The organism is Bradyrhizobium sp. SZCCHNR1017 (assembly GCF_032381375.1).
Lineage (GTDB): Bacteria > Pseudomonadota > Alphaproteobacteria > Rhizobiales > Xanthobacteraceae > Bradyrhizobium.
This window is the reverse complement of the sequence record NZ_JAUHIR010000002.1, coordinates 496,324-516,717: the sequence shown is the minus strand read 5'-3', so window position 1 is coordinate 516,717 and position 20,394 is coordinate 496,324. Positions and strand designations below refer to the sequence as shown.

At 64.2% G+C, this 20,394-nt stretch carries 10 protein-coding genes; 1 reads left to right on the top strand and 9 read right to left on the bottom strand.

Annotation, left to right across the window (positions count from 1 at the left end; translation table 11 throughout):
- Positions 1-12 precede the first annotated feature (12 nt).
- Positions 13-384, bottom strand: a complete 372-nt coding sequence (gene rpsL / locus QW863_RS07890; RefSeq protein WP_006611834.1) for a 30S ribosomal protein S12 — start codon at positions 382-384, stop codon at positions 13-15.
- A gap of 643 nt (positions 385-1,027) precedes the next feature.
- Between rpsL and QW863_RS07885 the strand changes: the two genes are divergently transcribed.
- A complete protein-coding gene (locus QW863_RS07885) occupies positions 1,028-2,251 on the top strand; it encodes an NAD(P)/FAD-dependent oxidoreductase (protein WP_315714565.1) in 1,224 nt (407 codons plus the stop codon).
- Here the strand turns inward: QW863_RS07885 and QW863_RS07880 are convergent.
- From QW863_RS07880 to QW863_RS07845, 8 genes are all read right to left on the bottom strand, one after another.
- A complete protein-coding gene (locus QW863_RS07880; RefSeq protein ID WP_315714566.1) occupies positions 2,188-4,260 on the bottom strand; it encodes an ABC transporter ATP-binding protein in 2,073 nt (690 codons plus the stop codon). The two genes, QW863_RS07885 and QW863_RS07880, sit on opposite strands and share 64 nt — an antisense overlap.
- Positions 4,261-4,498: 238 nt before the next feature.
- On the bottom strand, positions 4,499-6,562 hold the full coding sequence (locus QW863_RS07875; RefSeq protein WP_315714567.1) for an FAD-dependent oxidoreductase: 2,064 nt from the start codon (positions 6,560-6,562) through the stop codon (positions 4,499-4,501).
- A gap of 338 nt (positions 6,563-6,900) precedes the next feature.
- Entirely contained in the window at positions 6,901-11,100 is a 4,200-nt protein-coding gene (rpoC, locus tag QW863_RS07870) for a DNA-directed RNA polymerase subunit beta' (RefSeq protein WP_315714568.1), read from the bottom strand.
- 131 nt (positions 11,101-11,231) lie between these two features.
- The gene (gene rpoB, locus QW863_RS07865) at positions 11,232-15,350 is read right to left on the bottom strand and encodes a DNA-directed RNA polymerase subunit beta (RefSeq protein ID WP_315714569.1); all 4,119 of its coding nucleotides are present in this window, start codon (positions 15,348-15,350) and stop codon (positions 11,232-11,234) included.
- Positions 15,351-15,899: 549 nt separating this feature from the next.
- Positions 15,900-16,277 carry a 50S ribosomal protein L7/L12 gene (gene rplL, locus QW863_RS07860; RefSeq protein WP_172108050.1) on the bottom strand — a complete coding sequence of 126 codons (378 nt, stop codon included), beginning with the start codon at positions 16,275-16,277 and terminating at the stop codon, positions 15,900-15,902.
- Between the two features lie 60 nt (positions 16,278-16,337).
- Positions 16,338-16,856 carry a 50S ribosomal protein L10 gene (rplJ, locus tag QW863_RS07855; protein ID WP_008963452.1) on the bottom strand — a complete coding sequence of 173 codons (519 nt, stop codon included), beginning with the start codon at positions 16,854-16,856 and terminating at the stop codon, positions 16,338-16,340.
- A 713-nt stretch (positions 16,857-17,569) separates the two neighbouring features.
- On the bottom strand, positions 17,570-18,217 hold the full coding sequence (locus QW863_RS07850) for an Isoquinoline 1-oxidoreductase subunit (RefSeq protein ID WP_315714570.1): 648 nt from the start codon (positions 18,215-18,217) through the stop codon (positions 17,570-17,572).
- Positions 18,214-20,394, bottom strand: coding sequence for a xanthine dehydrogenase family protein molybdopterin-binding subunit (locus tag QW863_RS07845; RefSeq protein ID WP_315714571.1), 2,181 nt, complete (start codon positions 20,392-20,394; stop codon positions 18,214-18,216). The genes QW863_RS07850 and QW863_RS07845 overlap by 4 nt, the downstream gene beginning before the upstream one ends.

Below are 20,394 nucleotides of genomic sequence, written 5' to 3'. Positions count from 1 at the left end.
CTCTCGAACGTCTTACTTCGGACGCTTCGCGCCATACTTCGAACGGCGCTGCTTACGGTTCTTGACGCCCTGGGTATCCAGCACGCCGCGGAGGATGTGATAGCGCACGCCCGGCAAGTCCTTGACGCGGCCGCCGCGGATCATGACCACCGAGTGCTCCTGCAGGTTATGGCCTTCACCCGGAATGTAGCCGATCACCTCGAAGCCGTTGGTCAGGCGCACCTTGGCGACCTTACGAAGCGCCGAGTTCGGCTTCTTCGGGGTCGTGGTGTAGACGCGCGTGCAAACGCCACGCTTCTGCGGCGACTGCTGCAGCGCCGGCACCTTCTTGCGCGACTTCTGCACTTCGCGCGGATTTGCGATCAGCTGGTTGATCGTCGGCATCTTGGCCTTCACCCTTCTCAACGTTCGCACGGAGACCGCGACCGGCTTCCGCAAATTCTGTTCGAGGTTCCCCGCCTCACCGGGCCGTTTCGCGCGATCAAAACCCACGCAAAACGAAATCGCGCCAACCGTCCATCGCTGAACGGAAAGCGCTTGACGCCACAGAGGACCGCGATCACCACCAGTCAGCTTGCGCTGGCGGGCGGCCTACCGAGGTCATGCATCCGAAATTGGTCTCAGGAGAACGAGCTCGAGAGATCTAATATCGTTTTGGCATTGCCTAGCTATGATCGACAGCGTTTGAGCGGCATTCGTCGAGGGTGGTGCCCGTCCCGCCCGGTTTCGGGTGGTCTGGGTGATCCGTACCGACGCTGGCGAAGCTCACCGCCTGTCGTTGAGTGCCGGCCTTTTATAAGCGGTAAATATCCAAGTCAAGCAAAACGACGCCGCAGGACGCGCAAAGAAGCGCTTCTGGCCGCTGCGGTTTCCGGTCCCGACAGGGCCCCCGCCGTCCGAGGTATCTGCAGACCGCACAGCCCTGCGAGTGCAGGCGCCTCTCCAGCCCGGGACATGTCCAGAAACATCGAAGATAAGGCTTTTTTCGGCTTTGGCCGACAAGGATGGCGCCGCGACGAGGCGCCTGGTGACAGAATATACCGACATTGCGATCATTGGCGGCGGCCTGAGCGGCTCGATCACGGCCGCCATGCTCGGAATGGCCGGCATCCCCGCGATTCTCGTCGATCCCCACGCGGTCTCCCCGCCCGACTTTCGAATCGAGAAGATCTCCGGTGCCGAGCAGATCGGCCGATTCCGTCGCACCGGGATCGCCGACAAGGCGTTGACCCAAGCCACCCTGGCCCCGGAGAACTGGATCGCCCGATTCGGCTACGTGCTCGAACGGGCTCAGGTCCAGCAATACGGCATTCCGTATGATGCGCTCGTGACGGCGGTGCGCGACCAGATCCCAGGCGCTGTGACGCGAATCGTCGCCAAGGCCGTAGCGATCACGCCAACCGAGGATCGCCAGTCGGTCGTGCTGTCCAACGGGCAGACGATCTCCGCCCGCCTCGTCGTGCTCGCCAACGGGCTGAACGTCGGGCTGCGGCACATGCTGGGAATCACCCGCACGATCACCAGCCCCGCCCATTCGATCTCGATCGGGTTCGACCTGACGCCGGTCGGCCGTTCCGCCTTCCCATTCCCGGCCATGACCTATTTCCAGGAACGAGCCAAGGCGCGGGTGCCCTACATCACCCTGTTCCCGATCGGCGAGCGCATGCGGGCGAACCTGTTCGCCTACCGCGAGGTCGATGATCCCTGGCTTCGGGCGATCCGCCGCAACCCGGTCGAAACGCTGGCCGCCGCCCTGCCCGGCCTGCGGCGGATCACGGGCGAGTACGCCGTGAGCGGCGAGGTGCGGGTCCGGCCCGCCGATCTCACCATCAACAGCGGGTACCGCATGCCGGGTGTCGTGCTCGTCGGCGACGCCTTCTGCACCACCTGCCCCGTCACCGGCACCGGTTCCGACAAGGTGTTCACCGATGTCGAGCGCCTCTGCAACGTCCACATTCCGCGCTGGCTGGCGACTGACGGCATGGGCGAGGCCAAGATCGCGGCCTTCTATGCGGACCCGGTCAAGACGGCCTGCGATGCGTGGTCGCTCGAGAAGGCATGGAATTTCCGATCGGTCTCGATCGGGGCCAGCCCCTATTGGCAGGCGCAACGCTGGGCGCGCTTTGCCGTCTCGCTCGGCCGCGGGGTTCGGCAGCGGCTGACGAAGACCAATGCGCCGCTCAACGTCTATTCCTCGTCATCATCCTCCTCGTCGTCGTCCTCCTCGTCATCGCTGTCGTCGTCGGCCTGATCCTGCCGGCTCGGCTGATGGCCCTGGTCATCCCAGAGCTTGCGATAGGTCCCATTCTTCGCCAAGAGCTCCGCGTGGCTGCCGCGCTCGATCGCCCGGCCGCCGGAGATGACGATGATCTCGTCCATCTCGACCACCGAGGTCAGGCGGTGGGTCGACCAGATCATGGTGCGGCCCTTGGCGACCTTGAGCAGGGTGCGGTTGATCGCGGCTTCCGTGGTCTGGTCCAGCGCCGAAGTGGCCTCGTCGAGCAGCAGCACGGACGGGTTGCGGATGATGGCGCGGGCGATCGCGATGCGCTGGCGCTGTCCACCGGACAGCGTGTCGCCGCGCTCGCCGACGATGGTATCGTATTTCTGCGGCAGGCTCATGATGTAGCGGTGGATCTCGGCCTTCTTGGCCGCCTCCTCCACCTCCGCGTCGGTGGCGCCCTCCTTGCCGAGCCGGATGTTCTCCCGCAGCGACATGTTGAACAGCATGTTGTCCTGGAACACCACGGCCATGCTGCCGCGCAGCGAATCGCGCGTCACCTTGCGGATGTCGACGCCGTCGATGGTGACGCGGCCTTCATCGGGTACGTAGAGCCGCAGGATCAGGTTGAGCAGCGTGCTCTTGCCCGAGCCCGACGGACCGACGATCGCGATCCGCTTGCCGACGTCGAGCTTGAGGCTCAGATTGTCGAGCACCGGCGTCTCGCTGCCCTCGTACTGGAAGGTCACGCGCTCGAAGGTGATGTCGTGGCTGATGCGGGGCAGATCCGGCGCGCCCGGCCGGTCGGCGCCGCGGGTCGGCTCGTCCAACAGCTCCTGCATGTGCCGGATCGCGGCCGCCGAGGAGATCGACACCGGCACGAAATGCATGACATGGGCGATGTTGTAGGACACCTCCCAGAATGCGCTCTCGAAGGTGACGAAGGTGCCGATCGTGATCTGGCCCTTGGTGGCGAGATAGGCGCCGAGAGCGAGCACGACGAGATGCAGCAGCAGCACGGAGATCGTGACGGTGCGCTCGACCATGGTCGACAGGAACATCGCATCGGCCATCTTGCGCCGCGCCGCGTCGTTGCGGAAGCTGAACCAGCCGAATACCTTGCGGTGGAGGCTGAAGGCCTTGATGACGGCTTGCGCCGCGATGTTCTCCTGGATCACGCCGAGCAGCGACGCTTCGTTCAGTTTCTGCTCGTAATTGGCCTGAACCGCCTTCGGCGTCAGGATACGCGGGCCGATCAGGGTGATCGGAAACACCAGCAGCGCGATCGCAGCGAGCTGCCAGTTCAGGAACAGCATCAGAATGATGCCCGCAATCAGCTCGAGGAACGGCAGCACAGCGCTGTTGGCGAAACTCTTCACGACGTTCTCGAACGCCGACATGTCGACCGAGAAGCGCGACAGGATCTCGCCGCGCTTGGTACGCTGGAAATAGGCGGCCGGCAGGTTCTGCACGTGATCGAACAGACGGGTGCGAACGTCCGAGATGACGCAGGCCGCGAGCCGCGCATCCCAGCGCTCGTAGAGCACGGCAATGATCGAGGTGAAGATGCCCGCAGCGGCGAGCACGCCGAGGATGCGATAGAGCGCCTCGAAATCCTCTTCGCCGAGCGCATCGTCGATCAGGAACTTGAGGCTGAGCGGCATGATGACGTTGAACAGCGTCTCGATCAGGACGCCGATCGACACGAAAGCCAGCATCTTCTTGTATCTGGCGAGCAGCGGCGAGACGAAGCCGTAGATGGTTGCAAGCGCACCTGCGGCCTCGCGGGCCGTGTAGACGACGAGATCCTCGTCGTCGTCATCATCGTCGAGGTCGAGGCCGGCCTCTTCACCGTCCTCCTCGTCATCGTCCTCATCGTCGCCGACGACGTCAGCCGTCTCTGTCGCCGACGTCTTCGCTGTTCCGGGTTTTGGAACGGCAGGCACGGCCGCCGCCGGCCCCCGCTTGTCCAAATCATCGGCAGGATCAGCTGCCGTTGCGGACGTCTGATTTCGCGGCGGTGAAGATTTGGGCGCCATTCAACGAACCGATCCTGCACGGCCAGTATGACCGTAACGGATTAAAGCGGCTCGGCTTTACCACCTGTGTCCGCCTGCCGCCAGCATTCTCGCCATACGGTGCCGCACCCGCCGCGACCAAGACGCGGCCCTGTCACGCAACCAGCACGGTCACAAGCGCCGCGGACGCAAGACAGCATCGAGATGCCGGTCAACGCCCGCGGCCCTGCCTCGAAGTGCCGGCGGCTGTGCCGCGAGCCTAGTCTTCGTCCTCGACCTTGTCGAAGAACGAATAGCGCAGGCTGTCGGCGTCGGCGTACCACTGGCCGGGCCCCTTGTTGGCCGCGAGCGTCGCTGCCCACACCTCGTCGGTGCAATCGCGGCGGTGCATGGCCAGATCGAACCCGTTGCCGAAGAACAGCTCCGACCACTCCCACCAGGTGCCGAGCTTCTTGACCCCGCGCAGCAGGTCGTAGCGGTCGACCAGCGCCGGAGCCATGTCCGAGGTGATCGAGCCGAACACGAGGCCGGTCTTGACGACGCGGTTGAGCTCGCGGATCGCGCGCGCAACCTGCTTGTCACCGAGATGGCAGAGGCTGGTCTCGAACACGAAATCGAACTCACCGGTCTTGAATGGCATATCGGTGATCGAGCCGAGCTTGTTGTATTTCCTCAGCGCCTTCGGCGTCTTGCCATGGATGTAGCGGTTGTTCTCGATGCCCCAGGCATCGATGCCGCGCTCGCGGAGCGCTCCCACCAGTTCACCGCTCGCGGAGCCGGCGACCAGGAGCTTGTAGCCTTTGCCCTTGCCGGCCCGGTTCCAAACGATCTTGATCAGGCTGGTCAGATAGTCCGGATCGGTGAACTGCGACCACGCTTCGCTGTACGGCCCCTGCCCGCGATAATTGTCGAAATAGTCACGGTCGATCTTGTCGGACAGCGGCGTTTCGGCCTGCGAGCGGGCGCGGCGCAGCCGCATCATTTCGGTCAGGATGATGTCGGTGGCGGCGTCCGACGAATCGAGCAGCCCGTTCAGGGTCGAGTCGAACAGGTAGTCCCCGACCACGACGATGCCGGGGTGCTCCTTCGGCTCAGGCCGGTGATTGGTCATGACGTCGCGTACCGGCAGACCGCCGGGCAGCGCGTTGACGGACGACAGCCAGCGGTGGATCTTGCCTTCCATGAAGTGTGCGCGCGCGTCGCCGAGCGCCGCAGGGAGCGACTTCAGCGCGGCATCGATCAGCTCCTGGTCCGAGAGGTTGGCGAAGGCGAGCGCATCCGAGCCCGCGATCAGCCAGTTGAGCACGCCGTGCTTGCCGACATCGTGGCGCGAGCCCTCGTTGTAGATGCAGCAGCCGCCGAACGCCTCCGACATGAACCAGGAGCCCGGAATCTTCTCGCCCCAGAACGGCTCGTCGAACAGGATCGAGACGCGCAGATAATGCGCGGGACGATCGAAATAGGCGATGTGCTTGACCATGGACTGGCGCAGCTTCTCGCCCTCCCAGCCGACCGTCGACAGCCAGGAATGCGGCAGGCACACCAGGACGAGATCGAACTCGCGCGTCTCCGGCCCCTTGCCGTTCATCATGTTGAGCCGGTAGCGACCCGCCTCGGTCTTGCCGATGCGGAGCACGCGATGATTGAGCTGGATGTCGGCATCGACCTCGGAGCGCAGGCACTCGATCAGTTGCTCGTTGCCGTTCTGAATCGAGTACAGGCCGATATAGTCGTCGATATCCATGACGAAGTTCTTGAGCGCATTGAGGCCGTTGGTGTTGTGGGCCTCGGTCGCGAGGTCGGAGCGCGACATCACCTTGAAGAAGCGCTTGGCCGTGGGATCCTCGACCTCCTCGTCGAGCAGCTCTTCGCAGGTCTTGTAGGCCCAGGGGTGCTCGTTATCGTGGGCGCCGACGCCCTCGTAATATTCGACCGGCGACATCACGTCGGTACAACGCTTGCGGAACGCCTCGACCGCAGCGGCCGTCTTCGGGCCGTATTTGCGGCGCAGCCCCGGCACGTCGTCGAGCAGCTCGCCGTCGAGTTGCACCTGCAGCGCATCCATCGGAATCGTCTGCAGCCCGAAATGCTGGATCAGCTCGCGCAGCGGATCAGGGCCGGTCATCGAGTAGTCGTAGATTTCTGCGACACCAGCCTCATACATCGCCGGTGCGGTATCGAACTTGCGCGTCACGATCTTGCCGCCGAGCCGGTCGGATGCCTCGTAGATCGTCACCTTGCAGAGATCGCCGAGTTTGCGCCTCAGATACCAGGCGCTCATCAGGCCACCCGGACCGCCACCAACAATCGCAAGGTCAAGCATCGAAGTTCCGCCATCTCCGGCTGTCAGCGACGTTGCCGGTCGTCCATACAGGGGTCCTGCCACCCTCGGGGCTCGATCGGCCATAGCGTAACCGGCCCGCAAAAGATTTGCGCCGGAGCAAATCGGCGCATCGCCACGGGAATCGACGGAAATCAGCTCAGCGGATCTGATGCTTCCAAAAGCGCCTCTGTCCCTGAAGGGAAGATGAACAACGGGGCAGCAGCGCGGCAACAGGAGAAGAAAATGTCAAAAAAAGGCCGGCAAACGCCGGCCTTTTCTACGCGCGATGAACGCACGGCAGACCCCGACACCGTCGGGGTCATGCCGCAACCGTCCGTTTACTCCGCCGGCGGCAGCGCGAGCGGCTGAGGCTCGGGCTGCGCCGGCACGATCGCCGCCTGCTTCTCGCGCTCGTCGAGAATCAGCTTGTCGCGCTTCAAAGCGACTTCGCGGATGCGGGCCATCGAGGCGCCGGTGCCGGCCGGGATCAGGCGTCCTACGATGACGTTCTCCTTGAGACCCTCGAGTGGATCGATCTTGCCGTTGACCGCCGCCTCGGTGAGGACGCGGGTGGTCTCCTGGAACGAGGCCGCCGAGAAGAACGACCGGGTCTGCAGGCTCGCCTTGGTGATGCCGAGCAGAACCGGAGTGCCTGTGGCCGGCTTCTTCGCCTCCTCCACGGCCTTCGCGTTCAGCAGGTCGAACTCGATCTTGTCGACCTGTTCGCCCGAGATCATGTCGGTATCGCCCTGGTCGGTGATCTCCACCTTCTGCAGCATCTGGCGGACAATCACCTCGATGTGCTTGTCGTTGATGAGCACGCCCTGCAGCCGGTAGACCTCCTGGATCTCGTTGACCAGATAGGCCGCGAGCTCCTCGATGCCCTTGATCGCCAGGATGTCGTGCGGCGCCGGGTTGCCTTCGACGATGAAGTCGCCCTTCTCGACGATGTCGCCATCCTGCAGATGGATGTGCTTGCCCTTCGGGATCAGGTACTCGCGCGGCTCCTCGGTCTTGTCGACCGGCTCGATCGAGATGCGACGCTTGTTCTTGTAGTCGCGACCGAACCGGATGGTGCCGGCGATCTCGGCGATGATCGCGGCATCCTTCGGCTTACGCGCTTCGAACAGCTCCGCCACCCGCGGCAGACCGCCGGTGATGTCGCGCGTCTTGGCGCTTTCCGTCGAGATACGCGCGAGGATGTCGCCCGGCTTCACCGTCGAGCCGACGTCGACCGACAGAATCGCGTCGACCGACAGCATGTAGCGGGCATCGCCGCCGCGGGCGAGCTTGAGCACCTTGCCGTCCTTGCCCTTGATCACGATGGCCGGACGCAGATCCGCGCCACCGCGCGTTCCACGCCAGTCGATGACCACGCGCTTGGCGATACCGGTGGACTCGTCGAGCGTTTCCGAGATCGACAGACCCTCGGTCAGATCCTCGAACCCGATCGTACCCTCGGCTTCCGTGAGGATCGGACGGGTGTAAGGGTCCCACTCGGCGATGCGCTGGCCGCGCTTGATCATGTCGCCGTCGTCGACATGCATGCGCGCGCCGTACTGGATGCGGTGCGTCGCACGCTCGGTGCCGTCGGGGTCGACGATCGTCACGACCATGTTGCGGACCATCGCGATCAGATGACCCTCGCTGTTGCGGGCGATCGCCTTGTTCTTGATGACCACCTTGCCTTCGAAGTTCGATTCCACGAAGGACTGCTCGTTCAGCTGCGCCGCACCACCGATGTGGAAAGTGCGCATCGTCAGCTGGGTGCCGGGCTCACCGATCGACTGCGCGGCGATGACGCCGACGGCCTCACCGTGGTTGACCGGCGTGCCGCGCGCCAGATCGCGGCCGTAGCACATCTTGCAGATGCCGTTGACCAGCTCGCAGGTCAGCGCCGAGCGGATCTTCACCTCCTGCACGCCAGCCTGCTGGATGGCGTCGATGTGGCTCTCCTCCATCAAGGTGCCGGCCTTGACCAGCACCGCGTTGGTCGCGGGATCGCGCACGTCGTCGCAGGGCACGCGGCCCAGGATGCGCGAGCCGAGCGAGGCCACGACCGTGCCGGCATCGACGATGGCGCGCATCTTGATGCCGAGATGGGTGCCGCAATCGTCCTGCGTGATGATGCAGTCCTGCGCGACGTCGACCAGACGACGGGTCAGGTAGCCCGAGTTCGCGGTCTTCAACGCGGTGTCCGCGAGACCCTTGCGGGCGCCGTGGGTCGAGTTGAAGTACTCGAGAACCGAGAGACCTTCCTTGAAGTTCGAGATGATCGGCGTCTCGATGATCTCACCCGACGGCTTGGCCATCAGGCCGCGCATGCCGGCGAGCTGACGCATCTGGGCCGGCGAACCGCGGGCACCGGAATGCGACATCATGTAGATCGAGTTGATGTCGGCATCCGCCCCCGTCGCCGTCTTCTTGGTGACGGAGATCTCCTTCATCATCTCCTTGGCGATCTCTTCGCTGGCCTTCGACCAGGCGTCGACGACCTTGTTGTACTTCTCGCCGTGGGTGATCAGACCGTCATTGTATTGCTGCTCGAAATCCTTCGCCAGCGTACGGGTGGTGTCGACGATCTTCCACTTGCCCGCCGGCACGACCATGTCGTCCTTGCCGAACGAAATGCCCGCCTTGAAGGCGTTGTAGAAGCCGAGCGCCATGATCCGGTCGCAGAAGATCACCGTCTCCTTCTGGCCGCAGTGACGATAGACCTGATCGATCACGCCCGAGATCTCGCGCTTGGTCATCAGCTTGTTGATGACCTCGAACGTGACGCGCGGATGCTTCGGCAGGAGATTGCCGAGCATGACGCGGCCCGCGGTGGTTTCGATCCAGCGCTTGGCGATCTTGCCGGTCTCGTCCATGCCCTCCCAGCGATACTTGATCTTGCTGTGGAGATGGATGGCCTTGGCGTGCAGCGCATGCTCGAGCTCGGCCATGTTGCCGAACGCCATGCCCTGGCCGGGCATGCCCTCGCGCATGATCGAGACGTAGTAGAGGCCGAGCACGATGTCCTGCGACGGCACGATGATCGGCTGACCGTTGGCCGGATGCAGGATGTTGTTGGTCGACATCATCAGGACGCGCGCTTCCAGCTGCGCTTCGAGCGACAGCGGAACGTGCACGGCCATCTGGTCGCCATCGAAGTCGGCGTTGAAGGCCGAGCAGACCAGCGGATGGAGCTGGATCGCCTTGCCCTCGATCAGCACCGGCTCGAACGCCTGGATGCCGAGGCGATGCAGCGTCGGCGCGCGGTTCAGGAGCACCGGATGCTCGCGGATGACCTCGTCCAGGATGTCCCAGACCTCCGGACGCTCCTTCTCGACCAGCTTCTTGGCCTGCTTGACCGTCGTCGACAGGCCCTTGGCGTCGAGCCGCGAATAGATGAACGGCTTGAACAGCTCGAGCGCCATCTTCTTCGGCAGGCCGCACTGGTGCAGGCGCAGCTCGGGACCGACCACGATGACCGAACGGCCGGAGTAGTCGACGCGCTTGCCGAGCAGGTTCTGACGGAAGCGACCCTGCTTGCCCTTGAGCATGTCGGCGAGCGACTTCAGCGGACGCTTGTTGGCGCCGGTGATGACGCGGCCGCGGCGGCCGTTGTCGAACAGCGCATCCACCGCCTCCTGAAGCATGCGCTTCTCGTTGCGGATGATGATGTCGGGCGCGCGCAGCTCCATCAGCCGCTTCAGGCGGTTGTTGCGGTTGATGACGCGGCGATAGAGGTCGTTGAGGTCGGAGGTCGCGAAACGGCCGCCGTCGAGCGGCACCAGCGGGCGGAGGTCCGGCGGGATCACCGGAACCACGGTCATGATCATCCATTCCGGCTTGTTGCCGGAGTGGCGGAACGCCTCGACGATCTTCAGGCGCTTCGCGAGCTTCTTGTGCTTGATGTCGGAGTCGGTCTCCTGCATCTCGGCACGCAGCGTCTGCTCGAGCTTCTCCAGCTCGAGGCCGCGCAAGAGCTCACGGATGGCCTCGGCGCCGATCATGGCGGTGAAGCTGTCCTGGCCGTATTCGTCCTGCGCCTTGAGGTACTCGTCCTCGGACAGCAGCTGACGGTCCTTGAGCGCGGTCAGACCCGGCTCGAGAACGACGTAGTATTCGAAGTACAGGATCCGCTCGAGATCCTTCAGCGTCATGTCGAGCAGCAGGCCGATGCGCGACGGCAGCGACTTCAGGAACCAGATGTGCGCGACGGGAGCGGCGAGCTCGATATGGCCCATGCGCTCGCGCCGGACGCGCGACAGGGTCACCTCGACCGAGCACTTCTCGCAGATGATGCCCTTGTACTTCATCCGCTTGTACTTGCCGCACAGGCACTCGTAGTCCTTGATCGGCCCGAAGATGCGGGCGCAGAACAGGCCGTCGCGCTCGGGCTTGAAGGTACGGTAGTTGATCGTTTCCGGCTTCTTGATCTCGCCGTAGGACCAGGACAGAATCTTCTCCGGAGACGCAATCGAGATCCGGATCTGGTCGAAGACCTGAGCCGGCGTCGTCGGATTGAAGAGATTCATAATTTCTTGGTTCATCGTATTCTCCTCGCGGGCCGATCGGGGGTCGGCCGCAAATTCGAAAATCTCTCAACGGGCGCCTTGTCCTGACCCGCGGGGGAAGGCGCCGGCACCCGGCCGTCCGAGACGGCCGGGCATGACCTCTTGAACTACTCGGCGGCTTCCGACGTCGGCGCCGGTCCGAGCTTGGAGTTGTGCAGGTCGACGTTGAGGCCGAGCGAGCGCATTTCCTTGACCAGCACGTTGAACGATTCCGGAATACCGGCCTCGAACGTGTCGTCGCCGCGCACGATCGCCTCGTAGACCTTGGTGCGGCCGGCGACGTCGTCCGACTTCACCGTCAGCATCTCCTGCAGCGTGTAGGCCGCGCCGTAGGCTTCGAGCGCCCACACCTCCATTTCGCCGAAACGCTGGCCGCCGAACTGGGCCTTGCCGCCCAGCGGCTGCTGGGTGACCAGCGAGTACGGGCCGATCGAACGCGCATGGATCTTGTCGTCGACCAGATGGTGCAGCTTCAGCATGTAGATGTAGCCGACCGTCACCTTGCGATCGAACGCATCGCCGGTGCGGCCGTCATAGACCGTCGACTGACCGGATGCGTCGAGGCCGGCGAGCTTCAACATCTCCTCGATGTCGGCCTCCTTGGCGCCGTCGAACACCGGCGTGGCGATCGGCACGCCGCGGCTCAGATTGTGACCAAGCTCGATCAACTCGTTGTCGTTGAGCGACTTGATGGTCTCGTCATCGCCGTAGATCCGCTTCAAGGTCTCCTTCAGCGGCTTGACGTCCTGCTTCGACAGGTAGGCATCGACCGTCTGGGCGATGCGCTTGCCGAGGCCGGCGCAGGCCCAGCCGAGATGGGTCTCGAGGATCTGCCCGACGTTCATGCGCGAGGGCACGCCGAGCGGGTTCAGCACGATGTCCGCATGGGTGCCGTCCTCGAGGAACGGCATATCCTCGATCGGCACGATCTTGGACACGACGCCCTTGTTGCCGTGACGGCCCGCCATCTTGTCGCCCGGCTGGATCTTGCGCTTCACGGCGACGAAGACCTTGACCATCTTCATCACGCCGGGCGGCAGCTCGTCGCCACGCTGCAGCTTCTCGACCTTGTCGAGGAAGCGCTGTTCCAGCCCCTTCTTCGACTCGTCGTACTGCTTCCGCATGGCCTCGATCTCGGCCATCAGCTTGTCGTTCGGCGAGGCGAACAGCCACCACTGCGACTTCGGATACTCGTCGAGCACCGCACGCGTGATCTTGGTATCCTTCTTGAAGCCCTTCGGCCCCGAGATGCCCTGGCGGCCGTCCAGCATGTCGGCGAGACGGCTGTAGACGTTGCGGTCCAGGATCGCCTGCTCGTCGTCACGGTCCTTGGCCAGACGCTCGATCTCTTCCCGCTCGATCGCCAGCGCACGCTCGTCCTTGTCGACGCCGTGACGGTTGAAGACGCGGACCTCGACGATCGTGCCCTGCACGCCCGGCGGCACCCGCAGCGAGGTGTCGCGAACGTCGGAGGCCTTCTCGCCGAAGATGGCGCGCAAGAGCTTTTCTTCCGGCGTCATCGGGCTCTCGCCCTTCGGCGTGATCTTGCCGACCAGGATGTCGCCGGCGCGCACCTCCGCGCCGATATAGACGATGCCGGCTTCGTCGAGGTTCTTCAGCGCCTCTTCCGACACGTTCGGAATGTCGCGCGTGATTTCCTCCGGACCCAGCTTGGTGTCGCGGGCCATCACCTCGAATTCCTCGATGTGGATCGAGGTGAAGACGTCCTCCTTCACGATCCGCTCGGAGAGCAGGATGGAGTCCTCGAAGTTGTAGCCGTTCCACGGCATGAACGCGACCAGCACGTTGCGGCCGAGCGCGAGCTCGCCGAGATCGGTCGACGGACCGTCAGCGATGATGTCGCCCTTCTTGACGATGTCGCCGACCTTCACCAGCGGACGCTGGTTGATGCAGGTCGACTGGTTCGAGCGCTGGTACTTCATCAGCCGGTAGATATCGACGCCCGACTTGGTCGGATCGAGATCTTCCGTGGCGCGGATGACGACGCGGGTGGCGTCGATCTGGTCGATCACGCCCGAGCGGCGCGCCGCGATCGCGGCGCCCGAGTCACGGGCAACCACGCCTTCCATGCCGGTGCCGACGAACGGCGCCTCGGCGCGAACCAGCGGCACCGCCTGGCGCTGCATGTTCGAGCCCATCAGCGCGCGGTTGGCGTCGTCGTTCTCGAGGAACGGGATCAAGGCCGCGGCAACCGAAACCAGCTGCTTCGGCGACACGTCCATGTAGTCGACCTTGTCGGGCGTCATCGGCACGACTTCGCCGGCATGACGGCAGACCACGAGGTCCTCGGTGAAGCGGCCCTTGGCATCGAGCGGCACGTTGGCCTGCGCGACGCGGTAGCGCCCCTCCTCCATGGCGGACAGATACACTACCTCGTCGGTGACGCGGCCGTCCTTGACCTTGCGGTACGGCGTCTCGACGAAGCCATACTTGTTGACGCGGGCGAACGTCGCCAGCGAATTGATCAGGCCGATGTTCGGACCTTCCGGCGTCTCGATCGGGCAGATGCGGCCGTAATGCGTCGGATGCACGTCGCGCACCTCGAAGCCGGCGCGCTCGCGCGTCAGACCGCCCGGTCCGAGCGCCGACAGGCGGCGCTTGTGGGTGATCTCCGACAGCGGGTTGGTCTGGTCCATGAACTGCGACAGCTGCGACGAGCCGAAGAACTCGCGCACCGCGGCGGCGGCCGGCTTGGCGTTGATCAGGTCCTGCGGCATCACGGTGTCGATGTCGACGCTCGACATGCGCTCCTTGATGGCGCGCTCCATGCGCAAGAGACCGATGCGGTACTGGTTCTCCATCAGCTCGCCCACCGAGCGGACGCGGCGATTGCCGAGATGGTCGATGTCGTCGATCTCGCCCTTCCCGTCGCGCAGGTCGACCAGGGTCTTGATGACCGCCAGGATGTCTTCCTTGCGCAGAGTGCGCTGGGTGTCCGGCGCATCGAGCTCGAGGCGCATGTTCATCTTGACGCGGCCGACCGCGGAGAGGTCGTAGCGCTCGGCATCGAAGAACAGCGACTGGAACATCGCCTGCGCCGAATCGAGCGTCGGCGGCTCGCCCGGACGCATCACGCGGTAGATGTCGAACAGCGCGTCCTCACGCGTCATGTTCTTGTCGGCCGACAGCGTGTTGCGGATGTAGGGGCCGACATTGACGTGGTCGATGTCGAGCAGCGGCAGGTCCTTGTAGCCCTGCTCGTTCAGCACCTTGAACAGCTTGTCGGTGATCTCCTCGCCGGCCTCGGCATAGATCTCGCCGGTCTTCGGATTGACGAGATCCTCGGCGATGTAGTTGCCGAGCAGCTCCTCGTCCGACATGCGCAGCGCCTTCAGCCCCTTCTCCTGGAGCTGGCGGGCGGCGCGAACGGTGAGCTTCTTGCCGGCCTCGAGCACGACCTTGCCGGTGTCGGCGTCGATCAGGTCGTTGACGGTCGAATAGCCGCGGAAGCGGTTGGCGTCGAACGGAACGCGCCAGCCTTCCTTGATGCGCTTGTAGATCAGCTTCTTGTAGAAGGTCGACAGGATCTGCTCGCCATCGAGACCGAGCGCGAACATCAGCGACGTCACCGGCAGCTTGCGGCGACGGTCGATGCGCGCGAACACGATGTCCTTGGCGTCGAACTCGATGTCGAGCCAGGAGCCGCGATACGGGATGACGCGGGCGGCGAACAGCAGCTTGCCCGACGAGTGGGTCTTGCCCTTGTCGTGGTCGAAGAACACGCCCGGCGAACGGTGCATCTGCGAGACGATGACGCGCTCGGTGCCGTTGACGATGAAGGTGCCGTTCATGGTCATGAGCGGAATGTCGCCCATGTACACGTCCTGCTCCTTGATGTCCTTGACCGACTTCGCGCCGGTCTCCTCGTCGATATCGAACACGATGAGGCGCAAGGTCACCTTGAGCGGCGCAGCGAAGGTCATGCCGCGCTGACGGCACTCGTCGACGTCATATTTCGGCGGCTCGAACTCGTAGCGGACGAACTCCAGCATCGAGGTGCCGGAGAAGTCGGAGATCGGGAATACCGAGCGGAACACCGCCTGCAGGCCCTCATCCGGCCGGCCACCCGTGGGCTCGTCCACCATCAGGAACTGGTCGTAGGACGCCTTCTGAACCTCGATGAGGTTCGGCATCTCCGCGACTTCCTTGATGTGTCCAAAGAACTTGCGAACGCGTTTGCGACCGGTGAATGTCTGCTGCGCCATCGTGGCCTCTCATTTCGTCGCCCGGAGGGGCGAACCTTCCGAAACAGCGGCTGCCACCGCCCCTTCGGGTTGAATTTCGATCCATTTCGAGGATCTGAGGCCCAGAGCCGGAACGGAAATGTCCCAGATCTGTTCTTCAGACCAGCAAAACGCAAAACGACGCGCGAGGCGCGAGGACGCACCCGCTCGTCACAACCATCTCGTCACGGACTGCAAAAGCCCGAAATTGCCTATCTCCCAACGGCTTACGGACGGAGACGCCACTCCACCGATCAACCGGCTTTTCGTGCTGCCGACCCAATATGGGTTGACAATAATCGAGATTCGAGAGCGAAGCCCCTAAATCTCCACACTTTTCCGTGTTCGGCCCACAACGGACGGTTCCGTTGCACGCCTTTTGCAGTGATTCCGAGCCGCGCCCAATACCCCTGCAAAACTCCTTGTCCACATGATGACCGGGCGATGTTACCACCCGGTCATCATAATCTGTCGAAAGCCCCCGGACCCGCCCATGGCAGCCCGGGGACTTCGTTCGCGCAATCGAAGCGATTACTTGAGCTCGATCTTGGCGCCGGCCTTCTCGAGCTGAGCCTTGATCTTCTCGGCCTCGTCCTTGTTGACGCCTTCCTTGACCGGCTTCGGAGCGCCCTCGACCAGGTCCTTGGCTTCCTTCAGGCCCAGGCCGGTGATGGCGCGGACTTCCTTGATGACCTCGATCTTCTTGTCGCCGGCCGAAGCCAGGACAACGGTGAACTCGGTCTTCTCTTCCGCCGGAGCGGCAGCGGCGCCACCAGCGCCCGGAGCGGCGACGGCCACGGCGGCCGCGGCGGACACGCCCCACTTCTCTTCCAGGAGCTTCGCGAGCTCAGCAGCCTCGAGAACGGTGAGGGCCGAGAGGTCGTCGACGATCTTCTGCAGGTCAGCCATTGATGTAGTCCTTTAGTGTGGTTCGGTTCGAAACCAGGTTGTGAGTGTTTGCGAAGGGCGTCAGGCCGCTTCGCCCTTTGAGGCATGAGCCTGAATGACGCGCGCGACCTTGGCCGCGGGAGCGTTGGCGAGCTGGGCCAGCTTGGTCGCCGGAGCCTGGATCAGGCCGACGAGCTTGCCGCGCAGTTCGTCCAGCGACGGCAGCGAGGCCAGAGCCTTCACGCTGTCGACATTCAGGACGGTTGAGCCCATCGAGCCGCCGAGAATGACGAACTTTTCGTTCGCCTTGGCGAATTCGATGGCAACCTTGGGCGCCGCGACAGGATCGTTCGAAGTTGCGATCACGGTCGGCCCCTTCAACAGGGGACCGATGCCGACGACGTCCGTGCCTTCAAGAGCAATTTTGGCGAGACGGTTCTTCGAGACCTTCACCGATGCGCCAGCCTGCTTCATCTGCTTGCGCAGGTTCTGCATCTGAGCCACGGTGAGGCCGGAATAGTGAGCGACGACGGCAACGCCCGTGGTCTTGAAGACCTCGTGCAGCTGCTCGACCGCCTCTTTTTTTGCCGCTCGTTCCACAGCAAGCTCTCTCCGGTTGGCGGCCTTCGCCCGAAAGCGGGACCGCCGGGTTGCACCCGCCGTCCCACCAAACCTGACCTCCGGACGGAAGAACCCGAGGACACGAAAGGCAAAACGGCGATGAATAGCCTGCCCTTCCGAAAGCCCTGAGAGCCCGCGGAGTGTCGAGGTTCGAACCAAACCTGCATGCCACCACGACAAAGGCAGTGGACATGCCGAAATCCGGTCTTCACCCGTCTATGCAGGCTGGATGATTAAGCCATTGAGGAAACTGGATTTCCGCGCCGGCGCCTGCAGTCTCGGACAGGATTCGGAGTGATCGGCGAACCGACCTCCCCTGCGGCATTCGAGAGCAGAAAGATCCTTCTTCCTTCCGAGAAATCCAAACGGATATCCTCAAAAGGAATGCTGGCTCCTCTCAACTTTCGGAATGCGCGCACAGGCGCGCCAGCAACAGCCGGCCCGCCTGGAAGCCGGTTCTTTAACGGGTCCATTGCGACTTGCCAAGACCCCAAGAGCAAAAATCGCACCAGTTGGGCCATGCCGTGGAGCCGGGTGGGAGCCCCGTCGCCCGGATGAGCGACAGCCGGCGCGCGGGACGCGCGTCGGCGATAGCGACATGCGGGGTCTCACGTGCTCTGCCGGAAACCCCGGATGTCGGCAGCGCTCATCAGGGCCACGGGGCATTGCACGCGCAGGGGCACAATCCCGCCTCAGCCCTTCGGACAGGCCGCTCCGGCGTCGGCCCAGGCCTTGATCAGCTCGCCGAACTGCTTCTGGGTTCCCGGGGCCGGGGTCCGCCCAGCTCCCGGATTCCAGCCCCAGCCGACCAGCTCATCCTCAGCCATATGGTGAATCAGCTGCGCCATGGTCTTGCCGCCGTTGCGATTTGGATCCTTGATCTGTGCGCAGATCTGGCCGAGCGACTTGCCCTGCCAAGCCATCTCGATCGGGGCCAGCTGCCACTTGGGATTACCGGGCACGCGCGCCGCGTCGAAATTGGCCTCGTGGTGGCAGGTCGTGCAGGCGAGCCCGCCGGGCGCACCCATGCCAGCCTCGCCGCGGACCACCAGCGGCTGATGCGGAATCATCCTATCGGTCTGGGTCGGCCGGTCGCCGGCCGGGTGGCAGTTCATGCATCGCGGCGACTGCAGCACCTTGCCGGCCTCTTCGAACAGCGCCACGGCGCGCTCGTCCTTGCTCTTGATCCTGGCGAAGTCCGCCACCGGCTTGAGCCCGCCGGCGACGTGCGTGGCCTCGGGCGCCGCATCGGCGCGCCGCAGTGCCGGCAGGGCTACGATCGCAACCGCAGCTAGGCTGCCAGCGAGCAGCGCCATCGTCGCCGTTCTGAACGGGCTCATGCGGTGTCTCCCGGCCGGATCGGCAGTTGGGTCGGGCGCGGCAGACCCAGCCTGGCCATGGCGTTGGCGACGGCAGGTCCCAGCGGCGGCACGCCGGGCTCGCCGACTCCCGAGGGTTTCTCGGTCGACGGCACGATCGCAACCTCGATCTGCGGCATCTCGTGGATGCGCAGCGAGCGGTAGGTGTCGAAATTGCCCGACACCGGTCGTCCCTCGTCGAGCGGCTGCTGCGCATAGAGGATGTGGCCGAGCGCAAAGCCGATGCCGCCCTCCATCTGGGCGCGGATGATGTCGGGATTGACTGCGACGCCGCAGTCGACAGCGCACCACACCTTGTGCACGACCGGTCCGTCGGCCCCCATCGACAGCTCGACCACCTGGGCGACGTAGGTGTTGAAGCTCTCGACCACGGCAACGCCGCGGGCGCGGCCCGCCTCGAGCTTGGCGCCCTTCCAGTCCGCGAGCTCGGCGACCGCCTTGAGCACACCGGCGTGACGCGGCTTGTCGGCCATCATCGCCAGTCGTCCCTCCACAGGATCCTGGCCGGCGGCTTCGAGCAACTGATCGACGAACGCCTCGACGGCGTAGCCAGTATGGGTGTGGCCGACCGAGCGCCACCACAGCACGGGCACGCCGACATCGACCTGATGCAGGTCGCAGCGGAAATTCGGCACCTGGTAAGGGATCTCGTTGGAGCCCTCATAGGCCGTCGAATCGAGGCCGTTCTTCATGGTCATCGCCTCAAACGGCGAGCCCTTCATGATCGACTGCCCGACGATCGTATCCGACCACGCCACGATCTTGCCGTCGCGGACCACACCGCGCATTCGGTGCAGGCTGAATGGTCGGTAGTAGCCGCCGCGCATGTCATCCTCACGGGTCCACACCAGCTTGACCGGACGTCCCGGCCCGATCGCCTTGGCGACCTGCGCCAGCTCCATGGCGACGTGGGTCGACTGCTGCGCCCGCCGGCCGAAGCTGCCGCCGGCGAGAATCGTCTTGAGATCGACTTTGGCGATGTCGAGCCCAAGCACCTGCGCGATCACGGCGTGATCAGGCGTCGGAAACTGGCTGCCATAGCGCGCCGAGGCGGTATCGCCCTTCCAGTGAATGAAGGCGTTGATTGGCTCCATCGGCGCATGGGCCAGATAGGGAAAGACGAACTCGGTCTCGATCAGCTTGCCGCCCTTGGCGATCTCGGCGTCAACGTCGCCCTCCTGCTTCACCAGGGCGCCCTGCTTCTTCGCACGGGCGCGAAACTCCTCCAGCAGTTGCGCCGTGCCGCGCGTCTCCGCCTTGCTGTCGTCCCAGGTGATCTTGAGAAGGTCACGTGCCGTCTTCGCCGGCCAGAACCCCTCGGCATAGACGGCTACACCGTTCGGCACCTCCTTGACGTCGACCACTCCCGACACGGCCTTGGCCGCCGACGCGTCGAACGACGCCACCGTGCCGCCGAACCGCGGCGAGCGCGCCACCAACACGGTCAACGTCCCCGGATCCTTGATGTCGAGCGTGTACTCGGCCGAGCCGTTCGACTTCGCCACGCTGTCGAGCCGGGTTACAGCGCCTTCCTTGCCGATCAGCTTGAAGGCGGAGGAATCCTTGAGCTGCGGGTTCGCCGGCACCGGCTGTTGCATCGCCTTGGCGGCCAGCGCGCCGAAACCGCTCTGCTTGCCGGAGGGATGTCTGACGATGCCTTTGTCGACCGTGATCTCCTCAGCCGGCACCTTCCATTCGTCGGCGGCCGCGGCCACCAGCATCGCGCGCGCGGCAGCGCCGACCTTGCGCATCTGCTCGTAGGAATTGGCGATTGCGCTGGAGCCGCCGGTACCCTGCACCCCGAACAGCAGGTTTTTGTAGAGCACCGGATTCGAGGGCGCATGATCGGCGCGCATCTGCGACCAATCGGCATCGAGCTCCTCGGCCACCAGCGTGGCCATGCCGGTGAACGGGCCCTGCCCGAACTCGATGTGCTTGCAGAGAACGGTGACGGTGTCGTCCTGGCCGATCACAAGGAACGTGTTCGGCGCGATGTTGACGGACTTCGCCGCGTCTTGCGCGTAAGCGACACCATTGCGGGCGACATAGGTGGCGAGCGCCAGCCCCGCTCCCGCCTTCAGCAGCGAGCGGCGGGACAATGTCGGAGCGGACGTGGCGGGCTTCATATGCACATTCAT

Coding starts and splice junctions, on each gene's coding strand:
- QW863_RS07850 (WP_315714570.1), bottom strand. CDS start 18,217: ATGAGCCCGTTCAGAACGGCGACGATGGCGCTGCTCGCTGGCAGCCTA.
- rpoB (WP_315714569.1), bottom strand. CDS start 15,350: ATGGCGCAGCAGACATTCACCGGTCGCAAACGCGTTCGCAAGTTCTTT.
- QW863_RS07845 (WP_315714571.1), bottom strand. CDS start 20,394: ATGAATGTGCATATGAAGCCCGCCACGTCCGCTCCGACATTGTCCCGC.
- rpsL (WP_006611834.1), bottom strand. CDS start 384: ATGCCGACGATCAACCAGCTGATCGCAAATCCGCGCGAAGTGCAGAAG.
- QW863_RS07875 (WP_315714567.1), bottom strand. CDS start 6,562: ATGCTTGACCTTGCGATTGTTGGTGGCGGTCCGGGTGGCCTGATGAGC.
- QW863_RS07880 (WP_315714566.1), bottom strand. CDS start 4,260: ATGGCGCCCAAATCTTCACCGCCGCGAAATCAGACGTCCGCAACGGCA.
- rpoC (WP_315714568.1), bottom strand. CDS start 11,100: ATGAACCAAGAAATTATGAATCTCTTCAATCCGACGACGCCGGCTCAG.
- rplL (WP_172108050.1), bottom strand. CDS start 16,277: ATGGCTGACCTGCAGAAGATCGTCGACGACCTCTCGGCCCTCACCGTT.